26 protein-coding genes are annotated in these 24,812 nt (G+C 62.5%); 22 read left to right on the forward strand and 4 right to left on the reverse strand.

Annotated features, from left to right (window positions below; all coding sequences use genetic code 11):
• Positions 1-52 precede the first annotated feature (52 nt).
• The 13 genes from CVS30_RS00540 to panC all read left to right on the forward strand — a co-directional run bounded on the left by CVS30_RS00540 (position 53) and on the right by panC (position 12,332).
• Positions 53-1,177, forward strand: a complete 1,125-nt coding sequence (locus CVS30_RS00540; protein ID WP_110483706.1) for an Rv3626c family coenzyme F420 biosynthesis-associated protein — start codon at positions 53-55, stop codon at positions 1,175-1,177.
• Positions 1,178-2,323 (forward strand): tRNA lysidine(34) synthetase TilS, encoded by a 1,146-nt coding sequence (tilS, locus tag CVS30_RS00545; protein WP_110483385.1) that lies wholly within the window; start codon positions 1,178-1,180, stop codon positions 2,321-2,323. It begins immediately after the preceding gene.
• 53 nt (positions 2,324-2,376) lie between these two features.
• The gene (gene hpt, locus CVS30_RS00550; protein WP_110483386.1) at positions 2,377-2,928 is read left to right on the forward strand and encodes a hypoxanthine phosphoribosyltransferase; all 552 of its coding nucleotides are present in this window, start codon (positions 2,377-2,379) and stop codon (positions 2,926-2,928) included.
• A 307-nt stretch (positions 2,929-3,235) separates the two neighbouring features.
• Positions 3,236-5,242 (forward strand): ATP-dependent zinc metalloprotease FtsH, encoded by a 2,007-nt coding sequence (gene ftsH, locus CVS30_RS00555; RefSeq protein WP_110483387.1) that lies wholly within the window; start codon positions 3,236-3,238, stop codon positions 5,240-5,242.
• Positions 5,243-5,340: 98 nt separating this feature from the next.
• The gene (gene folE, locus CVS30_RS00560) at positions 5,341-5,901 is read left to right on the forward strand and encodes a GTP cyclohydrolase I FolE (protein WP_110483707.1); all 561 of its coding nucleotides are present in this window, start codon (positions 5,341-5,343) and stop codon (positions 5,899-5,901) included.
• Positions 5,902-5,910: 9 nt separating this feature from the next.
• The gene (gene folP / locus CVS30_RS00565; RefSeq protein WP_110483388.1) at positions 5,911-6,870 is read left to right on the forward strand and encodes a dihydropteroate synthase; all 960 of its coding nucleotides are present in this window, start codon (positions 5,911-5,913) and stop codon (positions 6,868-6,870) included.
• On the forward strand, positions 6,867-7,277 hold the full coding sequence (folB, locus tag CVS30_RS00570) for a dihydroneopterin aldolase (RefSeq protein WP_245934363.1): 411 nt from the start codon (positions 6,867-6,869) through the stop codon (positions 7,275-7,277). The genes folP and folB overlap by 4 nt, the downstream gene beginning before the upstream one ends.
• On the forward strand, positions 7,274-7,813 hold the full coding sequence (folK, locus tag CVS30_RS00575; RefSeq protein ID WP_110483389.1) for a 2-amino-4-hydroxy-6-hydroxymethyldihydropteridine diphosphokinase: 540 nt from the start codon (positions 7,274-7,276) through the stop codon (positions 7,811-7,813). The genes folB and folK overlap by 4 nt, the downstream gene beginning before the upstream one ends.
• A gap of 111 nt (positions 7,814-7,924) precedes the next feature.
• On the forward strand, positions 7,925-8,440 hold the full coding sequence (locus CVS30_RS00580) for a DUF3180 domain-containing protein (protein WP_245934364.1): 516 nt from the start codon (positions 7,925-7,927) through the stop codon (positions 8,438-8,440).
• Positions 8,433-8,954: a PH domain-containing protein gene (locus CVS30_RS00585; protein ID WP_110483391.1), complete on the forward strand. Its 522-nt coding sequence runs from the start codon at positions 8,433-8,435 to the stop codon at positions 8,952-8,954. Before CVS30_RS00580 ends, CVS30_RS00585 begins: the two co-directional genes overlap by 8 nt.
• Positions 8,951-10,435: a PH domain-containing protein gene (locus CVS30_RS00590; RefSeq protein WP_245934365.1), complete on the forward strand. Its 1,485-nt coding sequence runs from the start codon at positions 8,951-8,953 to the stop codon at positions 10,433-10,435. Before CVS30_RS00585 ends, CVS30_RS00590 begins: the two co-directional genes overlap by 4 nt.
• Complete coding sequence (locus CVS30_RS00595; protein ID WP_245934366.1) at positions 10,425-11,351, forward strand: Rossmann-like and DUF2520 domain-containing protein; 927 nt, start codon at positions 10,425-10,427, stop codon at positions 11,349-11,351. The genes CVS30_RS00590 and CVS30_RS00595 overlap by 11 nt, the downstream gene beginning before the upstream one ends.
• 66 nt (positions 11,352-11,417) lie before the next feature.
• Positions 11,418-12,332: a pantoate--beta-alanine ligase gene (panC, locus tag CVS30_RS00600; protein WP_110483710.1), complete on the forward strand. Its 915-nt coding sequence runs from the start codon at positions 11,418-11,420 to the stop codon at positions 12,330-12,332.
• Positions 12,333-12,452: 120 nt separating this feature from the next.
• Here the strand turns inward: panC and CVS30_RS00605 are convergent, their stop codons facing one another.
• Both CVS30_RS00605 and uriH read right to left on the reverse strand, forming a co-directional pair.
• Positions 12,453-13,385 (reverse strand): ribokinase, encoded by a 933-nt coding sequence (locus CVS30_RS00605; protein ID WP_110483393.1) that lies wholly within the window; start codon positions 13,383-13,385, stop codon positions 12,453-12,455.
• Positions 13,382-14,341 (reverse strand): uridine-preferring nucleoside hydrolase UriH, encoded by a 960-nt coding sequence (gene uriH, locus CVS30_RS00610; RefSeq protein ID WP_110483394.1) that lies wholly within the window; start codon positions 14,339-14,341, stop codon positions 13,382-13,384. Before uriH ends, CVS30_RS00605 begins: the two co-directional genes overlap by 4 nt.
• A 233-nt stretch (positions 14,342-14,574) precedes the next feature.
• Between uriH and CVS30_RS00615 the strand changes: the two genes are divergently transcribed.
• The 9 genes from CVS30_RS00615 to dhaM all read left to right on the forward strand — a co-directional run bounded on the left by CVS30_RS00615 (position 14,575) and on the right by dhaM (position 23,519).
• On the forward strand, positions 14,575-15,561 hold the full coding sequence (locus CVS30_RS00615; protein ID WP_110483395.1) for a LacI family DNA-binding transcriptional regulator: 987 nt from the start codon (positions 14,575-14,577) through the stop codon (positions 15,559-15,561).
• A 134-nt stretch (positions 15,562-15,695) separates the two neighbouring features.
• Positions 15,696-17,144: a lysine--tRNA ligase gene (gene lysS, locus CVS30_RS00620; protein WP_110483711.1), complete on the forward strand. Its 1,449-nt coding sequence runs from the start codon at positions 15,696-15,698 to the stop codon at positions 17,142-17,144.
• A gap of 13 nt (positions 17,145-17,157) precedes the next feature.
• Positions 17,158-17,310 carry a hypothetical protein gene (locus CVS30_RS17880; protein WP_181419639.1) on the forward strand — a complete coding sequence of 51 codons (153 nt, stop codon included), beginning with the start codon at positions 17,158-17,160 and terminating at the stop codon, positions 17,308-17,310.
• A gap of 96 nt (positions 17,311-17,406) precedes the next feature.
• Positions 17,407-17,745 (forward strand): histone-like nucleoid-structuring protein Lsr2, encoded by a 339-nt coding sequence (locus CVS30_RS00625; protein ID WP_110483396.1) that lies wholly within the window; start codon positions 17,407-17,409, stop codon positions 17,743-17,745.
• 158 nt (positions 17,746-17,903) lie between these two features.
• Positions 17,904-20,393: an ATP-dependent Clp protease ATP-binding subunit gene (locus CVS30_RS00630; protein ID WP_110483397.1), complete on the forward strand. Its 2,490-nt coding sequence runs from the start codon at positions 17,904-17,906 to the stop codon at positions 20,391-20,393.
• 147 nt (positions 20,394-20,540) lie between these two features.
• On the forward strand, positions 20,541-21,062 hold the full coding sequence (locus CVS30_RS00635; protein ID WP_110483398.1) for an amino-acid N-acetyltransferase: 522 nt from the start codon (positions 20,541-20,543) through the stop codon (positions 21,060-21,062).
• A gap of 118 nt (positions 21,063-21,180) precedes the next feature.
• On the forward strand, positions 21,181-22,182 hold the full coding sequence (gene dhaK, locus CVS30_RS00640) for a dihydroxyacetone kinase subunit DhaK (RefSeq protein WP_110483399.1): 1,002 nt from the start codon (positions 21,181-21,183) through the stop codon (positions 22,180-22,182).
• Positions 22,183-22,830 (forward strand): dihydroxyacetone kinase subunit DhaL, encoded by a 648-nt coding sequence (gene dhaL, locus CVS30_RS00645; protein ID WP_110483400.1) that lies wholly within the window; start codon positions 22,183-22,185, stop codon positions 22,828-22,830. It begins immediately after the preceding gene.
• The gene (dhaM, locus tag CVS30_RS00650; RefSeq protein WP_110483401.1) at positions 22,827-23,519 is read left to right on the forward strand and encodes a dihydroxyacetone kinase phosphoryl donor subunit DhaM; all 693 of its coding nucleotides are present in this window, start codon (positions 22,827-22,829) and stop codon (positions 23,517-23,519) included. Before dhaL ends, dhaM begins: the two co-directional genes overlap by 4 nt.
• Positions 23,520-23,538: 19 nt before the next feature.
• On the opposite strand, the gene CVS30_RS00655 is transcribed toward dhaM, so the two are convergent.
• Both CVS30_RS00655 and CVS30_RS00660 read right to left on the reverse strand, forming a co-directional pair.
• Positions 23,539-24,486 carry an iron-sulfur binding domain-containing protein gene (locus CVS30_RS00655; protein ID WP_110483402.1) on the reverse strand — a complete coding sequence of 316 codons (948 nt, stop codon included), beginning with the start codon at positions 24,484-24,486 and terminating at the stop codon, positions 23,539-23,541.
• 50 nt (positions 24,487-24,536) lie between these two features.
• Positions 24,537-24,797, reverse strand: coding sequence for a helix-turn-helix domain-containing protein (locus CVS30_RS00660; RefSeq protein WP_110483403.1), 261 nt, complete (start codon positions 24,795-24,797; stop codon positions 24,537-24,539).
• Positions 24,798-24,812 lie beyond the last annotated feature (15 nt).

A 24,812-nucleotide genomic window follows, 5' to 3' on the forward strand; every position in this document is an offset into this window, starting at 1 on the left:
AGCTGTGAACGCTGGGAGCTTGCTACCAAAGAACTGTGATCTGATGGTATTTATGACCCCGCAGAGCAAAACGACATCCACGCAGCTGCCCAGCATGATCAATTGGGAGTTGGCCGCCAAGACCGCCGCGACACTTGCCCCCGCTGGTCCTGCGCTGAAGGGGTCGGAGATCTCCGCGGCCGTGGAAAACCTGCGGCTCATGGCGGACACCTCCGTGCCGCATGTGCACGAGATCAGCCGGCTCGAGGCCGCCAAGGACCTGCGTGACTCCGAGGTTCTCGTGGTTGACCGGGCTTCCTGGGCGAAGGCCAACACACAAAGTTTTGAGGTCATGATGGACCCGATCTTGCGCGCGCTTGCCGCTAAATCGTCCGGCTCCTCGCCAGGAACACCGGGCGCCCTGAGCGCCACCGTCACGGGTGCGCAATTGGGCGGTTTGCTGGCTTTCATGTCCAGCAAGGTCCTGGGCCAGTACGATCCCTTTGCCGCGCTGTCGCCCACCCGATCCGCCGCACAGCAGGCCTCCGGCGGCCGCTTACTGCTCGTGGCGCCAAACATCATCACGGTGGAACGCGAGCTCAAGGTGGATCCCTCCGACTTCCGGCTCTGGGTGTGCCTGCACGAACAAACACACCGCGTCCAGTTCGCCGCGGCCCCCTGGCTTCGCCACCACATGCTCAGCGAGATCGAAAAGCTTGGCTCTCTCCTGGTGGGCGACTCCGACAAGCTCGGCGAACGCCTGCTCGAATCCGCCAAGTCCCTCGGAACCAAGAAAACCCCCAAGGAGGGCGGCCCCGGCGGCGTCCTTGACCTCCTGCAGGATCCCGAGCAAAAGGCCGCGCTATCGCATCTGACCGCCGTCATGAGTCTGCTCGAGGGCCACGCGAACGTGGTCATGGACGGCGTCGACCAGCGCATCGTGCCGACCGTGCGCACCATCCGCCAGCGGTTCAACGGCCGGGGCAAGGATCGCGGCATCATTGAGAAGTTCATCCGCAACCTCATCGGCCTCGACGCGAAGATGCGCCAGTACAGCGACGGCGCCAAATTTGTGCGCGACGTCGTGGCCGTCGCCGGTATGGATGGCTTCAACAACGTCTGGACCCAGGCGGAGAATCTCCCCACGGAACCGGAAATTCACAACGCCCGGCTCTGGATTGAACGGATGGGCCTGTAAATGGACAACGATTTCGCACAGCCGCAGACGCGACGCGCTCGCGGCCGCCTCGACCCCACGGTCGGCAAGGCCCGCTCCGTGGTGGGTGAGCTCCTGGGCCTGAAAACCACGGGCAAGAATCGCCTCGTGGAGAACCCGCCGCTGATCCTGGTGGGCTGCAGTGGCGGGCCGGATTCCCTCGCCCTGGCCGCTGTGTGCGCGTTTTTCGCCAGCCGCGGAGAGGTGCGTGTTGGCGCCGTCGTGGTTGACCATCAGATGCAGGAGGGCAGCGCCGAGGTCGCTCAGGCCACCGCCGTGCAGTTGCGCGAGCTGGGTCTTGACCCGGTCGTGGTCCGCACGGTTGACCTCAACCACGACGGCGTCGGCCCGGAAGCAGCGGCTCGCGCCGCCCGCTTTGGGGCACTTGAGGCGACGGCGCTCGAGCTCGGGGCCGAGTCTGTCTTGTTGGGACACACCCTAGATGACCAGGCCGAGTCGGTGTTGTTGGGCTTGGCGCGTGGTTCGGGAACCCGTTCCCTGGCCGGCATGCGCGTGCGTCGCGGAATCTACCTGCGCCCCTTCTTGTCCCTGCGCCGTCATGAGACATTGGCCATATGTGACGCCCTGGGATTGGTGCCGTGGCACGATCCCAGCAATCAAGATCCGGCCTATTTGCGCGTTCGGGTGCGTAACAATGTGATTCCATATTTGGGTGCCGAGTTGGGCCCGGGGATCGCCGAATCGTTAGCTCGCTCGGCAAATATTCTCGGACACGACGCCGATTATCTCGATGAGCTGGCCGGGCTGGAATACGAAAAAATGGCCCTTCGCGGCGCGGCGTCACAGGGTGGAAATGACGCGGGAAATAGCGCCGAAAATGGTGCCGACAGCCAAGAAGTGCCGGAAATTTGCCTGTCCGAGGACGGACTGAGGGGACTGGCTCCGGCCCTGAGGATGCGCGTGTTGGCGCTGGCCGTCGTCGAACTTGGTGGAGTGCAGCCAAGCCTGGAACGACTCGCCTCGGCGGAAAAGCTGCTCGAGCGCAAGGGCTCCGCGGGGCCGGTGCAACTGGCCGGAAAAGTCAGCGCCTGGCGAATCTCCCGGAACCAGGCAGTTCCCCACGAGGGCCCTAGCTATGGGAAGCTAGTTCTTAGACGCAGCAGATAAGCGCCCATTTGTACTAAAACCAGTACCAAAACCTTCACAATCAGGAGTCATTGGTGGATTCACAAGACGTCCAAGCCGATCTTAAGCACGTTCTTTTTACCAAGGAACAAATCCAAACCCGCGTCGCCGAACTGGCCGCACAGATTGATGCTGACTACCAGGACCGCGATGTCCTCCTGGTCGGTGTACTCAAGGGCGCTGTCATGGTCATGGCCGACCTGTCCCGGGCGCTGCACAGCCACGTCACGATGGACTGGATGGCAGTTTCCTCGTACGGCTCCGGCACCCAGTCCTCTGGCGTTGTTCGGATCCTCAAGGACCTCGAAACCGACCTCATGGGCAAGCATGTCCTGATCGTTGAAGACATCATCGACTCGGGTCTGACCCTGTCATGGTTGCGCGCCAACCTGATGTCTCGCGGCCCGGCCTCGGTTGAGATCTGCACCTTGCTGCGCAAGCCTGACGCCGCCAAGGTCGAGATCGACGTCAAGTACGTCGGCTACGAGATCCCGAACGAATTCGTTGTTGGTTACGGCCTGGACTTCGCCGAAAAGTACCGCAACCTGGACTTCATCGGTACCTTGGCACCGCACATCTACGAGTAAGTCTCGTAGTTAGACGCCCGCTTCCCCTGTTGCTCTCGGGGAGGCGGGCGTTTTTTGTTTCGCGCGTGTTCAAGCGCCTGATCTGTCGTGTGGACGGGCTGCGGAAGACGTCGGTAGCAGTAGTTGTGCCTTTTGGGTGAGAATTATCCTCAAACGACTAAAATCGTTATGCCCTCAGGGAACTATTGGGCGTTCTCGTACGTGAAGTAAAGCGAACGGTGTAAAGCTATTACATGGGAACGTGTCGCCGCGTCCTGTATAGGTACGAATTGGTTGAGCAGGAGGGACGAGGCCTGGCCTCGAACACATGAAAGTCAAGAAACTCTTCAAAGGTCCATTTATCTGGATCGTTGTGGTGGTTGTGCTTATTGGAGCCGGCCTGTTCACATTGACCGGTACGAGTCAGAGCCGCATTGGGACCTCTGACGGCCTAGAGCTGCTCAAGAGTGACAAGGTTGCCTCGGCCAAGATCTTTGGCTCCGAAGGCCGCGTTGACATGGTCCTCAAGGACAAGTTCGTCGACGCCGACGGCAAGGACAAGGGCACCAACGTCCAGTTCTACTACGGCGGCTACCGCGCAACGACCCTGCCTGATGTCATTGACCAGGCCAATATGACCAAGTTCGATGACCAGCCGGCATCTAACAACTTCTGGTCCAGCATGCTTTCGCTGCTGATCCCCTTCATCTTGATCGGCTTGATCTTCTGGTTCTTGTTCTCCCGCATGCAGGGTGGCGGCTCCAAGGTCATGCAGTTCGGCAAGTCCAAGGCCAAGCTCCTGACAAAGGATCACCCGCAGGTGACCTTTAGCGATGTCGCCGGTGCGGATGAGGCCGTTGAGGAACTGCACGAGATCAAGGATTTCCTGCAGAACCCGGACAAGTTCACCGCTGTGGGCGCCAAGATCCCCAAGGGCGTACTGCTGTACGGCCCTCCCGGCACGGGTAAGACCCTGCTGGCCCGCGCGGTCGCTGGCGAAGCCGGCGTGCCGTTCTACTCCATCTCCGGTTCTGACTTCGTTGAAATGTTTGTCGGTGTGGGTGCCTCCCGTGTCCGCGACCTCTTCGAGCAGGCCAAGGCAAACTCCCCGGCCATCATCTTTGTTGATGAGATCGACGCCGTCGGCCGCCACCGTGGCGCCGGCATTGGCGGCGGTAATGACGAACGCGAGCAGACCCTCAACCAGTTGCTCGTGGAAATGGACGGCTTCGACGTCAAGACGAACGTCATCTTGATTGCGGCCACCAACCGTCCCGACGTCCTGGACCCCGCACTCCTGCGCCCGGGCCGTTTTGACCGCCAGATTCCCGTTGAAGCTCCCGACCGTTTGGGTCGCGAACAGATCCTGCGCGTGCACTCCAAGGGCAAGCCCATGGCTCCCGGCGTTGACCTGAACGCTGTTGCCAAGAAGACCCCCGGTTACACGGGTGCCGATCTGGCCAACGTGCTCAACGAGGCCGCCTTGCTGACGGCGCGCTCCAACGCCCAGCTCATCGATGACCGCGCCCTGGACGAATCCATTGACCGTGTCATGGCCGGCCCGCAGAAGCGCACCCGGGTCATGAAGGAGATGGAACGCAAGATCACCGCGTACCACGAGGGTGGTCACGCTTTGGTTGCCGCCGCCATGCACAACACGGCGCCGGTCACCAAGATCACCATCTTGCCCCGCGGCCGCGCCTTGGGTTACACCATGGTGGTTCCGGAGGACGACAAGTACTCGATCACACGCAACGAGCTCCTCGACCAGATGGCGTACGCCATGGGTGGTCGTGTTGCGGAGGAAATCGTGTTCCACGATCCCTCCACCGGTGCCTCGAATGACATCGAGAAGGCCACCGGCACGGCTCGTGCCATGGTGACCCAGTACGGCATGAGCGAACGGATCGGTGCCGTGAAGTTGGGTTCCGGTGGGGGCGAGCCCTTCCTAGGCGCCGGCGGCGGTCACGAACGTGACTACTCCGAATCGGTTGCCGGAATCGTGGATGCGGAAGTTCGCAAGCTCATCGATCAGGCCCACGACGACGCTTATGAGGCTTTGATCGCCAACCGTGACATCCTCGACCGCCTCGCTCTGGAATTGTTGGAGCGCGAGACCCTCAACCAGGCCGAGATTGCCGAGATCTTCAAGGATCTGCGCAAGCCGGCCGAGCGCCAGGTCTGGCTCTCCAAGGACACGCGTCCCGTCTCGGATCTTCCCCCTGTCATCACCGACAAGGAACGCCGTGAGGCTGCCGCCGCGATTGAAGCTGCAGCGGCTCCCGCACTGGACTTGACGAAGGATGACGCCCCGGAACTGCCCGGCCATCCGTAATCGAAGATAGGATCACATCCGTGACTTATTACGACGACGAACACGACTCCGCCCAGGGCGGCAGCTCAGCTGCCGCCTCAGCGGGAGACGACTTTCAAGTGGATCTGCCGCGCATTGAAGCGGCTGTCCGGGAAATCCTCATAGCGGTCGGCGAAGACCCCGACCGCGGCGGGCTCCTCGAGACACCCAAGCGTGTGGCCAAGGCCTACGCCGAGGTCTTTGCTGGCCTGCATCAGGACCCGGCCGAGGTCTTGGGTACCACCTTTGATATTGCGCACGAGGAAATGGTCCTGGTCAAGGACATTCCCTTCTACTCGACGTGTGAGCATCACCTGGTCCCGTTCCACGGCAGCGCCCATGTTGGCTACATCCCGTCGTCGGACGGAAAGGTGACCGGCCTGAGCAAGCTGGCCCGCCTGGTAGATATCTACGCCAAGCGCCCGCAGGTGCAGGAACGCCTCACCACCCAGATTGCAGATGCCTTGATTGAGCATCTAAAACCTCGCGGCGCCATCGTTGTCGTTGAGTGTGAACACATGTGCATGTCCATGCGTGGCGTGCGTAAACCAGGGGCCAAGACAGTCACAAGTGCTGTTCGCGGTCTGCTTCATGAGCCCGCAACCCGGGCCGAAGCCATGAGCCTGATTCTCGGAAGGTAACGACACACCATGGATTCTCTCGCAGCTGCTCCCGGCACGGGCCCGGCCACCTCACCCCTGCCCGTTCTTCGGGCACGACGGGCCGTGGCAAGCTTCGGCTCCCTGCCGCAGGACCGCACCGTGATCATGGGTATCTTGAATTGCACCCCTGACTCCTTCAGCGACGGTGGCGAGTATGACTCCACCGAGAGCGCCATCGCACACGGTTTGCGCATGTTTTACGGCGGAGCGGACATCATCGACGTCGGCGGCGAATCAACCCGCCCCGGCGCAGAAGACGTCGACGAGCTTGAAGAGCAGCGCCGCATCCTGCCCGTCATCTCGACCCTGGCCAAGGCCGGCGCCCTCATCAGCGTCGATACCCGCCACGCCTCCACGGCTGCCCTGGCACTCGATGCCGGAGCAGGCCTGATCAACGACGTGTCCGGCGCGCATGTGCACGAGGACATGATTGCCCTCATCGCCGAACGCCAGGTCCCGTACGTTTTGATGCACAGCCGCGGCGATTCCCGGGCCATGGATTCCTTGACCCAGTACACCGACGTTGTGGCCGATGTGGTGCGGGAGCTTGACGAGATCCGCGCCAAGTTCTATGCGGCAGGTGTCAAGGAAGAAAATCTCATCCTGGATCCGGGCATTGGCTTCTCCAAGTCGGCCGAGCAGAACTGGGAACTGCTGGCCAACCTCCACGTTGTCGCCGAAATGGGCAACAAGATCCTCGTCGGCACCTCCCGTAAGCGCTTCCTCGGTTCCTTGCTGAGCAGCGCCGGAAAAGCCGCGGCACCCAAGGAGCGCGACGACGCCACTTCGGCAACCACCGCCATCGCAGCCGCGCAGGGCATTTGGGCCGTTCGCGTGCACGACGTCGGCGCGAGCCTCGACGCGGCCAAGGTCGCCGCCAAGCTGGTGGCTGGCCAGAGTGCCCGTAAGGCACGGCTGCGCGCCGCGGCTGAGGATGCCGGCCAGTGACGACGCAGACCGCTGTCGCCGTGAAACACCGGGATTCCATCAAGCTCTCCGGCGTCACGGCGATTGGCTACCACGGCGTTTTTGACTTTGAAAAGCGTGACGGCCAGCCGTTCATCACCGACGTGGTGTTGTTCATGGACGTCTCAGACGCCGCAAAGACCGACGATCTGAGCAAAACTGCTGACTATGGCGCCGTGGCCGACACCATTCTGTCCTTGGTGACGGGCGAGGCTTTCGACCTGATTGAAACGCTCACATCCCGCATCGCCGAAAAGCTCTTGGCGGACTTCCCCGTTCTGGACGCCGTCGAGGTGACGGTGCACAAGCCCAAGGCACCCATTCAGGTGCCCTTCGGTGATGTCAGCATCACGGTCTTCCGAGCCCGCACCGGAACCGAAGCACTATGAGCACGGTCCGGCCGATGGTCAGGGCAATTCTGGCACTCGGCAGCAACCTTGGCGAACGCCAGGGCACGCTGCACAGCGCCGTCGCGGAGCTCGTGGATCTGCCAGAGGTGCGGCTGCAAAACGTCTCACCTGTCGTCACCACGAAACCCGTGGGCGGCCCCGCCGGGCAACCAGATTTCTTGAACATGGTCATTGCCATCGACACGCGGCTGAGCCCGGAAGAGCTTTTGGCGCATTGCCAAGCCGTGGAGCTGGCCCACCATCGCATCCGTGAGGTGCGCTGGGCGGCCCGCACTCTCGACGTTGACATCATCAGCTACGGCGATGTGCACAGCGACGATCCCGTACTGACGCTGCCCCACCCGCGTGCGGCTGAGCGCGCCTTCGTGCTGTATCCCTGGTCGCTCATGGATCCGAACGCCACTCTCGAGGGGCAGTCCGTGGCAGACTTGGCAGCCTCGGCCGCAGATATGCCGGGCATCACTCATGCCCAGGACATCGCGGCGGTGCAGAAAGCCGCGCCGTTCTCCGAATAGGCGGGTGCCAGGTAGCTACTCTCAGGAGATTCTGCGGGTACAAGAGTCCACAGCGCCAAAAAACCAGTACGGTTAATTTATGTAGTTCCAACGCGAATCGATGAGGCAGTCATGAGAAGCACCATGCGGACCATTAGGCCTAGCTGGCTTGTGGCCGTGGCCGTCAGTGTGGGCGTCATTGGCGCGGGGGTTACCGAGCTGACCTCCCGCGCAAGTCTGGCCTTGCCGGTCTTGCCCTTGAATTCCTTGGTGACCATGGGCCTGATCGCTGTTGTGTGCCTGATCCTTGGATTGAAGGTTCGCCGCTGGCGCGACGGCAAACGTGACAAGGTTCTAGACCCCCTTCTCGCGGCGCGCACCCTTGTGCTCGCGCAGGCCTGCGCCTATGCCGGTGCCATGCTGTTTGGCTGGCACGGCGGCATTCTCGTGGACCAGCTCACCACGATCGCGTTGCGCGAAGACCTCGGCGTGATTTGGCAGATTATTGCCTTGCTGACCGGCGGGGCCGTGATGGTTGTTGTGGGTATCGTCGTCGAACGTTTTTGTAAGCTGCCCCCGGAAGATAACGAGCCAAGCGCGAAGCCTCGCCCTAAGCGCGAAAGCCACGGGGAGGAAGAGTTTGCCTAAGCAACACAGCAGCGCGATCGACCCTACCGACGTCACCTTTTTACGTGTTTCTCCCAAGCTGACCACGGTGCGCCTGATCTCCGGCGCCATTGGGGCACTCATCTTCTTGGCCATCACCTCGGCGCCCCTGATCCTGAAGCTGACAGGCGTCTGGGCCGGATATCCGGCATGGCTGGCCTGGGCGGCCCCGGCCTTCGTTGTTCTCGTGGCTGCGTGGTCCATGATCTTGATCCCGCGCCAGGTGCGAGCCATCGGCTATGCCGAACGCAACGAGGATTTGCTGATTCGCGGGGGCATCATGTTCCACCGCGTCATGGTGGTCCCCTACGGGCGCATGCAATATGTCGATGTCACGATGGGCCCGCTTGAGCGCGCCTTCGGCCTGAGTACGATCCACCTCCACACCGCCTCTCCCGGCACCAACGCCGAGCTCAACGGGCTGCCCGCGGCGGAGGCGGCGCGCCTGCGCGAACAGCTCTCGGCCCGCGGTGAGGCAAAATTGGCGGGCTTGTGAGCACGCCAGCCTTTGAGCACGAGCCGGCCTTCACCACCGACGATGCCGACACCTGGCACCGTGTTCACCCCGTTTCCCCTTTGGTGCGCGGCTGGGTTGCTGTTGCGGCGATTATTTTTATCTTTGGCCGAAACTCCCTCGAGTCCGTGTTTTCACAGGGCTGGGACGGCGGAAAATCGCTGACGGGAGGCCCGCCTGCCCTGTTCATCGCCGCGGTGGTGGGGGCCGCCGTCGTAATTTTTGGCGTGGCCTTCTTCCTGTCCTGGCGCTTCACGCGCTATCAGGTCACGGATGAGCACGTGCACATTAATTCCGGGATCGTGTTCCGCCAACAGCGGCGCGCCCGGATCGACCGCGTTCAGGCTATCGACGTGGTGCAGCCGCTCGTGGCGCGCGCCTTTGGGCTCGCGGAGCTGAAGTTTGAGGTGGCCGACGGCGGGAAGTCGGCTCTGAAGCTCTCCTTCCTGAAGATCGGGGAGGCTAAGCGGCTGCGGGCGGCCATTCTTGCCCGGGCCGCCGGGGTGGTGGTCAACCCGGAAGCGCCGGGCGAGGTGCAGGAGGCGCCGGAGACTCAGGTGCTGGCCCTGAGCCCGGGGCGGATCATCGGCGCCGTCTTTTTGGGAAGCACCACGATCGTGGCGTTGTGCGTGATTGTCGCCGCCGCGGTGGCCGTGCTCTGGAGCGGGAAGCCCGGTATTTTGGTCGGTGCGGTGCCGCTCTTTATCGGTATTGTCGCCGGCTACTGGAAAAACATCACGGGCGATTTCAATTTTCGCGTCGCGATGTCCCCCGATGGTGTGCGCCTGCACTATGGGCTTCTGGAGACACGCTCACAAACCATTCCGCCCGGCCGTGTTCAGGCCGTGGGTATTACGCAGGGGCCGCTGTGGCGGATCTTTGGCTGGTACCGGGTCCACGTAAATGTGGCCGGATATGGTGCCGACGCCTCGGAGCATGGCTCGCGGACGGTCCTGCTTCCCGTGGGAACCCTGGACGAGGTCATGGCCGTGCTGGGCTTGGTCTTTCCCGATCCGGGCGTCGAGAACCCCTTCGAGGTCTTTGGCGCCGGGCTGCGCGGTCCCGCCGACGCCCACGGTTTTGTCCACTCGCCGCGTTCGGCCCGGTGGATCGATCCGCTGGCCTGGCGCCGCAACGCGTTCCGGGCCACCGAGACGGCGCTGCTGTGCCGTCACGGCGTGATTTTCCGCAGCCTGCAGGTGGTGCCGCATGAGCGGACCCAGTCCCTCGGGCTACGCCAGGGACCCCTCATGGCGGCGCTGGGACTTGTGGACTTTGAGCTGCATTCCACCGCTGGCCCCATCCGCCCGCTTGTGCATCACATGTCACTCGCTAACGGGCTACAACTTTTTGACGAGCAGGCTGCCCGAGCGGCAACAGCCCGCCGCATCCACCGCAGCGAGCACTGGCTCGCGGCGACTGCAACAGATTTGCGCATCGAGGAGCACGAACGTGGCAATTAAGCCGGGCCGACTAGGCATTGGAATCATCGGCGCCGGCAAGGTGGGTGCCGTCTTAGGTGCGGCGCTGCGCGGTGTCGGTCACGCCGTCGTTGGTGTTTCGGCGGTATCGGAGGCCTCCAAGGAGCGTGCCGAGCTGCTGCTGCCGGGCGTACCCGTGCTGGAGGTTGCCGAGATCGTGGAGCGGGCCGAGCTGGTTCTTCTCGCCGTGCCCGACGACGTCCTGCCCGAGCTCGTGAGTGGCCTCGGCGCCATGGGTGCCTGGCAGGTGGGCCAACTCGTAGCGCACACCTCGGGGCGATTTGGCGTGGGCGTGCTGGCCCCCGTCCGTGCCGCTGGCGGGATCCCGCTGGCCCTGCATCCCGCCATGACCTTTACGGGCATGAGCCTGGACCTGACACGCCTCACGGACTGCAATTTTGGTGTCACGGCGGATCCGGCCATGCTGCCCATCGCCCAGGCCCTCGTGGTGGAAATGGGTGCCGAACCGGTGGTGATCGCCGAGGCCGACCGTGTTCTTTACCACGCAGCCCTCGCCCATTCGGCCAACCACATGGTCACGCTCGTGGCCCAGGCGGCACAGATTTTGGGCGATATTGGCGTTGAATCGCCGAGCCAGCTGCTGGGCCCCCTGCTGCGCGCCTCTCTGGAAAATGCTCTCGCATCCGGCGAATCGGCGCTGACCGGCCCGGTGGCCCGCGGTGATGTGGGGACCGTGGCCGCGCATTCGGCCGCCCTGCGCGAGCACGCGCTCGACACGGGCGCCGGGGACGTACTCGATTCCTACCTCGCCATGGCCGGTGCCACCGCCGCGAGGGCGGCGCGGCGCCGCTTGCTCTCGACGGAGGCGTATCTTGGAGTTCAGGCCGCGTTAACCGCGGACGACGCCGGCCCCTCCACCGGGACCCCGGCGGCTTAGGAAATTGACTGGCCACGTGACGGCCTGCATGGTGCGATGTGCACGGAATTGAAGAGAGTGAAGAGCATGACTATTGCCCTGGTGACCACGATTGCCGAACTGCAGGCCCTGATACGTGAGAAATTGCGCGAGCAGGACGCCGCGGGTAATCCCCAGTCCTTGGGATTGGTGCCCACCATGGGCGCGCTGCACCACGGCCACGCCACGTTGGCGCGCCGGGCCGTTGCCGAGAACTCGGTGGTTGTCTCCTCGGTCTTCGTGAACCCGCTGCAATTTGGTGACGCGCAGGATCTAGCTCGCTACCCGCGCACCACGGAGGCCGATCTGGCGCTCCTGGACGAGGCCGGCGTCGACATCATGTTTGCCCCCTCCGTGGAGGAGATGTACCCCCATGGGGAACCGAGCATTCGCGTCACCGCCGGCAAGATGGGCGAAATCCTTGAGGGCGCCTCGCGCCCGGGACACTTCGACGGTGCCCTGACGGTTGTTGCGAAGCTGCTCCATGTGGCACTGCCGCAGTTCAGCCTCGACGACAGCGCCGGCCGCCCGGCCTACCGCGCCTACTTTGGCCAGAAGGACGCCCAGCAGCTGGCCCTCGTGCAGCGCATGGTGGCGGATCTGAACTTCCCGATTCAGATCATCCCGGTGCCGATTGTGCGCGATGAGGACGGTTTGGCCACCTCGAGCCGCAACCGCTTCCTGTCCGAGGAAGAACGCACGGCAGCCTTGGTGCTTTCCCGCGCCCTGCGCCTGCTCGAGAGCCGCGCTACGGCACATGAGCCGCTGGATATTACCTCGGTGGAGGGCCTCATTCGCAGCGCCCCGGGCGTGGAACTGGATTATTTGGAAGTTGTCGACCCGCAGACGCTCGCACCACGTGCCGAGAACTGCCAGGACACGCCCTTCACGGGAGTGGCGCTAGCGCTGGTGGCAGCCAAGGTGGGTGCGGTTCGCCTCATCGACAACATGCCCCTCGGCTAATTCCCGTCGCCTTCTTAGAGTTGTCTCTGGGATCTGTGTGGCAGTTGTTACGAAAAAACCCCGCTTTTCGGCGTTTTTTCGGTAACAACTGCCACACAGATCTGGGGAGGGGTTGGGGAATTACTCCGCGCTGGAGAGTTCCGCTGCCGTGGCGTACGCGGCCTGCGTACCCTTTTTCGTCGTGGCCAGCGCCGCGGCCACCGAGGCGTAGCGGGCAGCCGCCACGAGCGTGTCGCCGGCCGCCAAACGCGCGGCAACCCCACCCGTGAAGGCATCGCCGGCACCCGTGGTATCGACGGCGTTCACCTGTGTCGGCGCAATCCGCACCACGGGGGCGGCGGAATTCGTCGAATCCAGCACGAGCGATCCCGCGGCGCCTAGCGTCACAAGGACCTTGTTCAGCCCCCGCCCGGCAAACTTCTCGATCGCGCCACGCCACTCGTCCACGGGAGCGTCCGCGGCGGGCATGGCGAAGCCGCCCAGGAACTCGGACGCCTCGTGTGAATTGACCAAGAGTACGTCCGTGAGCTGCGCCAGCTCGGTGGTGATGGGGGCGTAAGGCGAGAGATTGAGCAAGACCGTTGCTCCGGCGTCGTGCCCTGCCTGGGCCGCGGCCTGCACCGTCTCCAAGGGGACCTCGAGGCAGAGGCAAACCACTCCGGCGCCCTCGAACAGGGCCGGAGCCATGTCGGCGGGGGACAGGGTGGCATTCGCGCCGGCGGAAATGATGATGCTGTTCTCGCCGCGAGCATCCACCGAGATGACGGCAACACCCGTAGGCTCGGCCACCCGCTTGACGGAACTGACATCCACTCCGGCGCTCGAGGTGGAGGCCAGGAGCATCTCGCCGTTGGCGTCCTGGCCGACGGCGCCCAGCAGCGTCACGGCCCCGCCCAATTTGGCCGCCGAAACGGCTTGATTGGCGCTCTTACCGCCCGGGTTCACGGCAAAGCCGTGGCCGTGCAGGGTTTCCCCGGGAGAGGGAAGACGCTCGGTGTAAATCGTCAGATCGGCGTTGAGCGAGCCGGCCACGATGATCCGGGAGGCGCTCATGCGTCGACCTCGCCAATGCGCACGAGGGCATCGGTGACCAGGTCCCAGAACTTTGCGTGGTCCAGCGTCACGGCCACGGAGGTCTTGCAATCGGCCGGGGCGGGTGCGCGGAAATCGGCCACCGTCATGCCCAGCGTCAGCGTCCCGGTGAGCTCGATGTCAACGGGCACCTTGACCGTGGTCATGACGGAGGGGTCAATGACATAGGCGACGGCGCACGGGTCATGGACCGGCGGGAAGTCGAAGCCTTGATTGTCCTTGTACGCCTTCGCGAAGAAGTCCATGAGCTCCATGACAAACTTGGCCGGCTTAGTGCCCACGGCGTCGATCGCGGCGACCACCTCATCCGTGGCCAGCGCCTGATGTGTGAGATCCAGGCCCACCATGACCACATTCCAGCCCGCGTTGAACACGATGTGCGCGGCTTCCGGGTCGATCTTGATATTAAATTCGGCCACGGGGCTCCAGTTGCCCACGTGGTAGCCGCCGCCCATCAGCACAACTTCCTTCACGCGCTCCACGATGCGTGGTTCCTTGCGCGCGGCCATGGCGATATTGGTCAGCCCGGCCGTGGGCACCAGGGTGATCGTGCCCGGCTCGTGGGACATGACAAGTTCAATGATGAGGTCGACGGCGTGACGCGGGTCGAGCTCGATGTTCGGCTGGGTCTGTTGGGGACCGTCCATGCCGGTGTCGCCGTGAATGTCCCCAGCGGTTTGAATATCCCGGACCAGGGGGCGGTCGCAGCCGGCCGCAAAAGGAATGCCCGTGATGCCCGCGATGGTGCCAACGATCAAGGCATTGTTCGTGACCTTTTCCAGGGTCTGGTTGCCCACCACGGTCGTGACCGCCAACAGTTCGATGTTGGGATTTCCGTGTGCCAGCAGCATGGCCACGGCGTCGTCATGTCCGGGGTCGCAGTCGAGAATGATCTTGCGAGGTACTTCCGTGGTCACTTATGTCTCCGCGTGGCTAGGCTGGTCCCATGAGGGGTGTACTTAGAATGTAGTCTGGCAGCTGCCACACGGAGCGTCAAGCGCTTAACGTTCTGTGGATCACATCGCATCCTCAGATCTTTTCTCTAAACCTCGTGACGCGGCTATACGATCTATTCATGCATCCCCCCGCAAGTAGCCCGACGTCCCGCCCCGCGCAGCGTACTTCCGCAACCCCGCGAGTCACCGCCGCCATGGTCGCCGTGCGAGCCGGTGTTTCGGCGGCCACGGTCTCCCTCGTTACGAGCGGAAAGACCGCGGGGCGTGTCTCTGTTGGCAATATTGCCAAGGTTGAATCGGCTATTGCCGAGCTGGGTTACGTTGTTGACGGGTTGGGTAGCTCCTTGGCTAAGGGGCGCAGTGACATTGTCATTCTCGTGGCGCCGGATGTCTCCAACCCCTTTTACGCCAATGTTATTGCCGGAGTTCGGGCCGCCATTGCCAAGGATTTTCAGCTCCTGCTCTCCGTGACCGACGCCGGGCAAACGCCAGATCCCAAGGACGTGCGGCGGCTCCTGGCCCTGCGCCCAGCCGGGATGCTCGTGGATGCACCCAGTGCGCACTTCCTCGATGAGCTGCGGGTGCCAGATCCCATGGTCTTGCTTGACGCCGTCGGGGTTGTCAGTGATGCACCATCCGTGAACTTTGATGTCGCCCAAGGTGCCCGACTGCTGGCAGAACACCTGGCCGGGCTGGGGCACCGCAAGGTGGCGTATTTGGATAGTTCCACGGGAACGGAAACCTTCCAGGTGCGACGCGAAGCTTTTGGCGTTGCGGCAGCGAAGCTGGGGCTGGCCGTGGTAGCCAAGAGTTCGGTCACTATCGATGTGGGAAAGGCTGCGCAGGTTTTCGCCCAAGAATGGGAGGGGTGGCAGCACAAGGGGGTGACCGCCGTCGTCTGTGCCACCGATACACACGCCTACGGAGTGCTGCAGGAGGCGCGTGTTGCCGGGGTTTGCGTTCCTGACCAGCTGGCCGTCACGGGATTTGATGATCTGCCCTACTCGGAATCCACCAATCCGCCCCTGACTTCGGTACATCTTCCGGCCTTTGATATGGGCCGGCTAGCGGGGGAGCAGTTGCTGGCTTTGATTGCAGGTCGGGAGCCCACCCAGACACACCAGACCCTAGAGTCGACACTTGTTGTGCGTGGCTCAACCTCTCCGGCCCGCGGAATGTGATTTTCGCCGGTTCAGCAGCTATTTGGCGTCTTTAATGCTGGTACGGAGGGTTCACTCAGAATCACCCTCTAAACTGGTATCTCGTGAGCGCAGAAAATAACCTGACCCCTGAACCCAGTGACGTTTCCGAGCAAATGCTTGTCCGCTTGGATAAGCGTGCCCGATTGCTTGAACGGGGCGAACAGGCCTACCCGGTTGGCGTGGGTCGCACCCACACGATCGAGGAAATCCGGGCCCAGTACCCCGATCTTGAAGCCGACACGGCCACGGGTGAAATCGTTGGCGTGAGCGGCCGCGTTGTGTACGTACGCAACAAGGGCAAGCTCTGCTTCGCAACGGTTCAGTCCGGCGAGGGTGCTCGCCTCCAGATCATGCTTTCCTTTGCCAATGTCGGCGAAGACGCCCTGGCGGGCTGGAAGTCCCTCGTTGACCTCGGAGACCACGTGTTCTTCAAGGGTGAGGTCATCAGCTCCCGCACCGGCGAGCTCTCCATCATGGCCAGCGAATGGTCCATGGCCTCCAAGGCACTGCGTCCCCTGCCGGTTCTGCACGCCGAGCTTTCCGAAGAGATGCGCGTGCGTCAACGCTATGTTGACTTGATCGTTCGCGAAGAGGCTCGCACCCAGGTGCGCGCTCGCTCGGCCGTCGTCAAGGCTATCCGCGACACCCTCCATGGCGAGGACTACATCGAACTCGAAACACCGATCCTGCAGCTGGTTCACGGTGGCGCCTCGGCCCGCCCGTTCCGCACTCACCTGAACGCCTTCGATCAGCCCATGACCCTGCGCATCGCGATTGAGCTATACCTCAAGCGTGCTGTTGTTGGCGGCATGGATAAGGTCTTTGAAGTGGGTCGTATTTTCCGCAATGAAGGCGTTGATTCAACGCACAGCCCGGAATTCACCATGCTTGAGGCATATGAAGCATATGGTGATCAATTCACCATGGCTAAAACAATGCAGCGTATTATTCTTGCTGCTGCTGATGCTCTTGGTTCACGCGTTATTGAAACCGAGCGTGGCCCCATTAACCTCGACGGCGAATGGCCCTGGCTGCCTGTTTATGAGGGTCTTTCCAATGGCGTAGGCCGCGAAATCACCCCGGAAACTACCGCCGAGGAACTGCGCGCTATTGCCGCCGAGCGTGATATCAAGATTGATCAAGCCTGGGACGCGGAGAAGCTCGTCACCGAACTATTTGGTGAAATAGTTGAACCTACACTTATTCAGCCGACCTTTGTTTGCGATTATCCGCCGTCGGCCCAGCCTTTGGCCCGTCCGCACCGCGATAAGCCGAATCTGATTGAAGCCTGGGATCTTATTATTGACGGCCGGGAAACCGGTACCGCATTCTCAGAACTTATCGATCCGGTTATTCAGCGCGATCGTTTGACTCAGCAGTCGCTGGCCGCGGCCGCCGGTGACCCCGAGGCTATGCAGCTGGATGAAGACTTCCTGCGGGCCCTGGAATACGGCGCACCGCCCATGGGTGGCCTTGGGTTGGGTGTGGACCGCCTGGTTATGCTCTTCACGGGTGTCGGTATTCGTGAAGCAATTCTCTTTCCCTTGATGAAACCAGAGTAGGAGCGGCACGAATATGGAATATGTAGCAGTTATCCTGCCTTCTTTAGGCGTAGGCGCGCTTTTCTACTTCGCTATGAAGGCAATCTTTAATGCGGATCGACATGAGCGAGATGCTTTGGCTCAGGCCGAACATGAGGCTGATTCGAAGCTTGAGCGCGACGCGTAAAGATTTAATCCATTACGGGTCTTTGACGTAATTGAATTTTGCAACCATAATCGATTATGAAGTACTCATCAATACTATGTGAGGCGATTAATCACCATGGCACAGAAAATTCACATCTCCCTCGTGGATGATATCGATCAGACTCCGGCCGAGGAGAATATTACGTTCGGCCTGGATGGGATCAATTATGAGATTGACCTCTCCGCTGAGAACGCAGAATCATTGCGCGAAGCCCTGAGCAAGTACATTGCTGCAGGCCGCCGCGCAGGCGGCCGAGCTGTTCGCGGTAGGGGACCCGCAGCAGCCGCCGCAACCAAGGGCAGCAGCGATGTTGCCCAGATCCGTGCCTGGGCACGCGATAACGGTTTTGAGGTTCACGAACGTGGCCGCATCCAGGCCGAAATCCGCGAAGCGTACTACGCAGCGCAGGCTTAAAGCTCCAAAAACGACGGCGAGATTACCTCACGAGGTGATCTCGCCGTCGTTCTTTAATGAGCAAAGCAAGAACTGGTATTTCCCCTGTGGCGAACATGCCCCCATAATTGCCGGGTACTGCGTAGCATCAAAGTACGCAGTAAAAGGAGTGTGGCGAAATGTTTGAGCGATTTACTGATCGAGCCCGACGTGTTGTTGTGCTGGCCCAAGAAGAGGCCCGCATGCTCAACCACAATTACATTGGCACTGAGCATATTCTGCTCGGCCTCATCCATGAGGGTGAAGGTGTTGCCGCCAAGGCCCTGGAGTCCTTGAACATTTCCCTAGACGGTGTCCGGGAACAGGTTCAAGAGATTATTGGACAGGGACAGCAGGCCCCCAGTGGCCACATCCCTTTCACTCCGCGCGCCAAGAAAGTTCTTGAACTTTCGCTGCGTGAGGCCCTCCAGCTGGGTCACAACTACATCGGCACGGAGCACATTCTGCTCGGGTTGATCCGCGAGGGTGAAGGCGTTGCCGCGCAGGTGCTGGTGAAGCTTGGTGCCGATCTGGGCAGTGTACGCCAGCAGGTCATCCAGCTCCTCTCCGGCTACCAGGGCAAGGAACCGGTTGCGAGCGGTGGCGGACAGCCTGAAGGCCAGCCCGCCGGCTCGGTGGTTCTGGACCAGTTCGGACGGAACCTGACTCAGGCTGCGCGCGAAAACAAACTTGATCCCGTCATTGGGCGCGAGCATGAGATGGAACGCGTCATGCAGATCCTCTCTCGCCGTACCAAGAACAACCCGGTGCTCATCGGTGAACCCGGTGTGGGTAAGACAGCTGTTGTTGAAGGTCTGGCTCAGGCCATCGTGCGCGGCGACGTGCCCGAGACCATCAAAGACAAGCAGCTCTACACCCTTGACCTTGGCTCACTCGTGGCCGGCTCACGCTACCGCGGTGACTTTGAGGAACGCCTGAAGAAGGTCCTCAAGGAAATCCGCACCCGCGGCGACATCATCTTGTTCATCGACGAAATCCACACCCTTGTCGGTGCCGGTGCCGCCGAAGGGGCTATCGATGCCGCCTCGATCCTCAAGCCCATGCTGGCTCGTGGAGAACTGCAGACCATCGGCGCCACCACGCTCGATGAGTACCGCAAGCACATCGAGAAGGATGCCGCGCTCGAGCGCCGCTTCCAGCCCATCCAGGTTCCCGAACCCACGGTTCCGCTGACCATTGAGATCCTCAAGGGCCTGCGCGACCGCTACGAGGCACACCACCGCGTCTCCATCACCGACGGTGCGCTCACGGCTGCGGCAACGCTGGCCGATCGTTACATCTCTGACCGTTTCCTGCCGGATAAGGCCATTGACCTGATCGATGAGGCCGGTGCCCGCCTGCGTATTCGTCGTATGACGGCTCCGCCGGAGCTCAAGGCCATGGACGTTGAAATTGCTGCCGTGAAGAAGCGCAAGGAAGACGCCATTGACGCCCAGGACTTCGAGGGTGCCGCATCGCTGCGTGACGACGAGCAGAAGCTCATCACCGCCCGCGCCGAGAAGGAACGCCTGTGGAAGTCCGGCGGACTCGATGAGATTTCCGAGGTTGATGAGGAACTCATCGCCGAGGTGCTCGCGAACTCCACCGGTATCCCGGTCTTCAAGCTGACCGAGGCCGAGTCCACGCGTCTGCTCAAGATGGAAGACGAGCTGCACAAGCGTGTGGTTGGTCAGAACGAAGCCATCAAGTCCATCTCGCAGGCTATCCGCCGTACGCGTTCTGGTCTGAAGGATCCCAAGCGTCCGGGTGGCTCGTTCATCTTTGCCGGCCCCACAGGTGTTGGTAAGACTGAGCTGGCCAAGGCACTGGCCGAGTTCCTCTTCGGCGACGAAGACGCGCTCATCACCTTGGACATGTCCGAGTACTCCGAGAAGCACACGGTTTCGCGTCTCTTCGGTGCCCCTCCCGGATACGTTGGCTACGAAGAAGGTGGCCAGCTGACCGAGAAGGTCCGCCGTCGTCCGTTCTCCGTGGTCCTCTTCGATGAGGTTGAGAAGGCGCACGCCGATCTCTTCAACTCGCTCTTGCAGATCCTCGAAGACGGTCGACTGACCGACAGCCAGGGTCGCGTCGTGGACTTCAAGAACACGATCATCATCATGACCACGAACCTCGGTACGCGCGACATCTCCAAGTCGATCGCCACCGGTTTCCAGTCAGGATCGGACACGCAGACCGGTTACAACCGCATGCGTGCCCGGGTCAGCGAAGAGCTCAAGCAGCACTTCCGCCCCGAGTTCTTGAACCGTGTCGATGACGTTGTGGTGTTCCCGCAGCTCACGCAGGATGAAATCATCGAGATCGTTGACCTCATGGTTGCTCGCCTGGAGACGCGTCTTGCGGATAAGGGCATGGGCATTGAGCTCACCCCCGCGGCGAAGGTCCTGCTTGCTACCAAGGGCTACGATCCGGCGATGGGTGCCCGGCCGCTGCGCCGCACCATCCAGCGCGAGATCGAGGATCACCTCTCTGAGAAGATCTTGTTCGGCGAACTCAAGGACGGCGACATTGTCACCGTCGGTGTTGAGGGCGAGGGCGACGACGCCAAGTTCACCTTTGTGGGCACGGCCAAGCCGCAGGTTCCCGAGGCCATCACGGCTTCTGCCTAAGGTTCCTTCGCACTAAAAGTACGACGGCGGCACCCTCCCTTCGCGGGGAGGGTGCCGTTTCGCGTTTCCTCACCAGTTTCCGCCGCTAGGAGCTCGTCCCCGCGCAATACGTCATGCGGGGACGTCCAAGAGTCATAGACTTAAACGGTGACTTTTGAATCCACCGCCCCCGTAGTAGTCCTCCGACCCGCCCGTACCTCCGACGTTCACGCGATTAAGGATCTGGTTGCGCCACTGGCGGAGCGACGAATCTTGATCTCCAAGGAATCGGTCACGTACTTTGAGGCGATCCAGGAGTTCATGATCGCCGAGATCGACGGCGAAATCGTGGGCTGCGGCGCCCTGCACGTCATGTGGGAAGACCTTGCGGAGATCCGGACGCTGGCCACCTCGGATGCGTGGCGTGGCAAAGGCGTTGGTCGAGTACTTGTAGAGAAGCTGCTGGAAAACGCCCGCACCCTCGGCGTCAGCCGCGTCTTCTGCCTGACCTTTGAGGTGGACTTCTTCGTCCGTAATGGCTTCTCCGTCATGGCGGATCAAAGTGCCGTGGACCCGGCCGTTTACTCCGAGCTGCTGCGCTCCGCCGATGAGGGAATTGCCGAGTTCCTCGACCTGGCCCGCGTTAAGCCAAACACCTTGGGCAACACGAGGATGATTCGCCAGCTCTGAGGGGGCGCGGAAGCTGACGTAATCCCTACCAACCGTCCGTGCTCCCGGGTAGTGTTCATGTGAGGCCGGACTCACACCGGCTTGCTACTTACGGTTGTGTGAATCGGAGGACTACGGCATGAAAAAGCTCATAAATGATCCCAGGACTGTTGTCGACGAAGCGGTAGCCGGTTTCGGCCAAGCGCATGCCGCTCACGTCAAAGTGAATGCGGATCCGTTGTTCGTCACGCGCAAGGATGCTCCACGCGAAGGCAAGGTCGGTCTGGTATCTGGTGGCGGCAGCGGGCATGAACCGCTGCACGCCGGATATGTTGGCTACGGCATGCTGGATGCTGCCGTTCCCGGAGCCATGTTCACCTCACCCACGCCGGATGCCATTATTCCCGCCACGATTGCTGCCAATGCCGGCGCTGGCGTGGTGCATATCGTGAAAAATTACACCGGCGATGTCTTGAACTTTGAAACCGCAGCGGAGATGGCCGAGGCGGAGGGTGTGAGCGTGCGCACCGTGCTCGTCAACGACGACGTCGCCGTGGAGGACTCGCTGTACACTGCGGGCCGCCGCGGCGTGGCCGGAACCGTGCTGATCGAGAAGATCGCCGGAGCTGCTGCGGAACGCGGAGACGATCTGGACGCCGTGGCCGCCATCGGAAACCGGGTCAACAACAACGTCCGGAGCATGGGTGTGGCCCTGTCAGCCTGCACCGTTCCCCACGCAGGGGTTCCGAGCTTCGAATTGGCTGACGACGAGATCGAGATCGGCATTGGCATCCACGGTGAACCGGGCCGCCACAGGATCCCCATGGAAAGCGCCGATGGAATCACCGCGCGCCTCCTCGGGCCGGTCCTGAACGATCTGGCTCCCATCGCCGGAGACAAGGTGCTGCTCTTCGTCAACGGTATGGGCGGCACCCCGGCCAGCGAGCTGTACATTGTGTACCGCGCGGCCGCGAAGCTCCTGGAAGACGCCGGCCTCGTGGTGGAACGTTCCCTCGTGGGTAACTACATCACGGCCCTTGAGATGCAGGGCTGCTCGATCTCGGTGCTGCTCCTCGACGATGAAATGACCGAGCTGTGGGACGCGCCCGTCAACACACCTGCACTGCGCTGGGGGATGTAAATGGTCAACACAACACTGGATGTCACGTGGGCTATCGACTGGCTGCGCAAGAGCGCCGCGGTGGTCGCCGAGCATCGCATGGCCTTGATCGAGCTGGACCGCGCCATCGGCGATGGTGATCACGGGGAGAACCTCGATCGCGGCTTTAGCGCCATTCTTGAAAAGCTCGACGCCGAAGCACCCGCCACCCCGGGTACCGCCTTTAAGCTGGCCGCCATGACCTTGATGTCCAAGGTGGGAGGGGCCGCCGGGCCGCTCTACGGCACAGCGTACCTGCGCGCGGCAACTGCGGTGGGTGACGCCGTCGAACTTGATGCGGCGACCCTCGTGGCTGCCCTAACCGCGGCCCGTGACGGGGTGGTGGCCCGAGGTAAGGCCGAGGCAGGGGAGAAGACCATGATCGACGCCTGGACTCCAGCCGTCGATGCAGCCACAGCAGCCGCCGACTCGGGAGCGGCACCCGCCGAGGTGTTGGCGGCCGCGGCAACGGCGGCCGAGGTCGGAGCCGTCGCCACCGAACCACTCATTGCCAGAAAGGGGCGGGCCAGCTATCTGGGCGAACGTGCCATCGGGCATCGCGATCCGGGCGCCGAATCCTCTGCCCTGATCCTTCGCGCGGCCGCGCAGGCAGCCGGGGTGGAGGCATGAGCGTTGCACTCGTCATCGTCTCCCACAGCGCCCAGCTCGCCGCTGGAGTTGTGGAGTTAGCTGCCCAGATGGCCCCGGATGTGGTCCTCATTGCCGCCGGAGGAATGGACGACGGCGGCATCGGGACTTCTCTGGAAAAGGTCATGTCAGCCCTGGGGCTGGCAGATACCGGGGACGGAGCCGTGGTCCTCACGGATCTGGGCTCCGCCGTCATGACGGCCGAGGCCGCCTGGGAATTCCTGGGCAGTCCGGAGACGGTACTTCTCGCGAATGCCCCCTTGGTCGAGGGCTCCATAGCGGCGGCCGTCACGGCACAATCCGGCGCATCCCTGGCCGCGGTGTGCTCGGCGGCCGAGACCGCGCTGCAGGCCCCTGCAGCGGCGCCTGACCCGGGAGAGAACACGCCCGCAGCCGTCACCGAACAAGCCGAAGACTCTGTCACCGCGGTGCTCACCTTGATCAATCCGATGGGTCTCCATGCCCGCCCGGCCGCTGTTCTGGCGGGCGTGCTGGGAGCCATGGACGTGGAGATTGAGATCAACGGTGCCGATGCGCAATCGGTCATGATGCTCATGACCCTTGGCGCCGCGCAGGGTGATGAGCTGCAGGTCAGTGCCACCGGCCCCGACGCGAAACGCGCCGTGGAACTGGTTCGAACAGAGGTCGCGGCGGGCTTCGGCGAGCTCTAAACCAGTCCGCTCGGGGGGATCAGCGAGGCAGCTGGTAGCCAGCCTCGGAGACCTGGGCGAGACCGTCGGCCACGAGACCGGCCAGGGCGCGTTCCAGCTGCGGTGCGTGGGTGTTGAGGGCATGCAATTTGCCCAGCTCCGTGGCCACCTCGTCGTGCCGCGAGGCGGCTTCGGCATCCCACATGAGATCTGCATGGACCGGCGCTCCGGCAGCGCGCAGCACCGCCATGACGGCCCCGCGCACCTGCCGATCCGTGCCCGCCCACGGCTGACCCTTGGGGATATAGCTGGGCTCGGGTTGGCCGGCCGCGATCCAGGCACACTGCTCAAAGACAGGGCATTGTCCACACTTGGGACTCCGTGCTGTGCAAATCAAGGCCCCCAATTCCATGACGGAGGCATTCCACAACACCGATTCTTCCGTGGCTTCGGGCAGCAAATCCGCGGCAAGAGACATTTCGGCGGCGGTCAGCGCGGGCGCCGGAAGTGCCTGGCCGATGACGAGGCGGGCGTGGACGCGGCGAATATTGGTATCCACGACGGTGGTGCGCCGCCCGTAGGCGAAGGCCGCAACCGCGGCCGCCGTATAGCTGCCGACTCCGGGAAGGCTCAGGAGCTGCTCATAGTTGTCGGGGACAGCGCCGTGGTGCTCGGCAACAATCTGTGCCGCGGCGGCATGCAAACGCAAGGCGCGGCGCGGATAGCCAAGCTTGCCCCAGGCCCGCAGGACATCGGCGGCGGGTGCTGCGGCGAAGTCGGCAGGGGTAGGCCAACGCTCTAGCCACTGTTCCCAAATGGGACGCACACGCACCACGGGGGTCTGCTGGAGCATGATCTCGCTGACCAGAATGCCCCACGCCGAACACTCGCCGCGCCACGGAAGATCCCGGGCCTCGTCCCGGAACCAATCATTGATCGTTGCGTGCAGGACGCTGGGAGGCACAGCGGGTGAAGCAGGGAGCGGCATAGATTTCCTTGGAAAGTGGGTGGTGGTTGCGTTGCACGGGGAGTGAGCTGTTAGCCGAGCGATTCTGCGGCGGTCATCGCGGGAGCCTGCGGCAAGGGCTTGAGGAGCTCTGACGGGTGGACGCCCAGTCCCTGAGCCAACCGAACAATAATCTCCAGTGTGGGGTTGCGGTGGCCGCGTTCAAGCCCGCTGATGTAGGAGCGGTCCATGAGCACATAGCTGGCGAACTGTTCCTGCGTTTGGCGCAGCTTGTTCTTGCGCAGTGCCCGCAGATTCTCACCAAAGGCACGATAATCGGGACAGACACTCACTCGAGGGCTCCCTTA

The sequence above is a fragment of the Arthrobacter psychrolactophilus genome (assembly GCF_003219795.1).
GTDB classification, from domain to species: Bacteria; Actinomycetota; Actinomycetes; order Actinomycetales; family Micrococcaceae; genus Specibacter; species Specibacter psychrolactophilus.

Coding starts and splice junctions, on each gene's coding strand:
- tilS (WP_110483385.1), top strand. CDS start 1,178: ATGGACAACGATTTCGCACAGCCGCAGACGCGACGCGCTCGCGGCCGC.
- CVS30_RS00615 (WP_110483395.1), top strand. CDS start 14,575: ATGGTCGCCGTGCGAGCCGGTGTTTCGGCGGCCACGGTCTCCCTCGTT.
- dhaL (WP_110483400.1), top strand. CDS start 22,183: ATGGTCAACACAACACTGGATGTCACGTGGGCTATCGACTGGCTGCGC.
- lysS (WP_110483711.1), top strand. CDS start 15,696: ATGCTTGTCCGCTTGGATAAGCGTGCCCGATTGCTTGAACGGGGCGAA.
- CVS30_RS00625 (WP_110483396.1), top strand. CDS start 17,407: ATGGCACAGAAAATTCACATCTCCCTCGTGGATGATATCGATCAGACT.
- folK (WP_110483389.1), top strand. CDS start 7,274: ATGAGCACGGTCCGGCCGATGGTCAGGGCAATTCTGGCACTCGGCAGC.
- CVS30_RS00630 (WP_110483397.1), top strand. CDS start 17,904: ATGTTTGAGCGATTTACTGATCGAGCCCGACGTGTTGTTGTGCTGGCC.
- panC (WP_110483710.1), top strand. CDS start 11,418: ATGACTATTGCCCTGGTGACCACGATTGCCGAACTGCAGGCCCTGATA.
- CVS30_RS17880 (WP_181419639.1), top strand. CDS start 17,158: ATGGAATATGTAGCAGTTATCCTGCCTTCTTTAGGCGTAGGCGCGCTT.
- ftsH (WP_110483387.1), top strand. CDS start 3,236: ATGAAAGTCAAGAAACTCTTCAAAGGTCCATTTATCTGGATCGTTGTG.
- CVS30_RS00540 (WP_110483706.1), top strand. CDS start 53: ATGACCCCGCAGAGCAAAACGACATCCACGCAGCTGCCCAGCATGATC.
- CVS30_RS00655 (WP_110483402.1), bottom strand. CDS start 24,486: ATGCCGCTCCCTGCTTCACCCGCTGTGCCTCCCAGCGTCCTGCACGCA.
- CVS30_RS00580 (WP_245934364.1), top strand. CDS start 7,925: ATGAGAAGCACCATGCGGACCATTAGGCCTAGCTGGCTTGTGGCCGTG.
- CVS30_RS00605 (WP_110483393.1), bottom strand. CDS start 13,385: ATGAGCGCCTCCCGGATCATCGTGGCCGGCTCGCTCAACGCCGATCTG.
- folP (WP_110483388.1), top strand. CDS start 5,911: ATGGATTCTCTCGCAGCTGCTCCCGGCACGGGCCCGGCCACCTCACCC.
- dhaK (WP_110483399.1), top strand. CDS start 21,181: ATGAAAAAGCTCATAAATGATCCCAGGACTGTTGTCGACGAAGCGGTA.
- dhaM (WP_110483401.1), top strand. CDS start 22,827: ATGAGCGTTGCACTCGTCATCGTCTCCCACAGCGCCCAGCTCGCCGCT.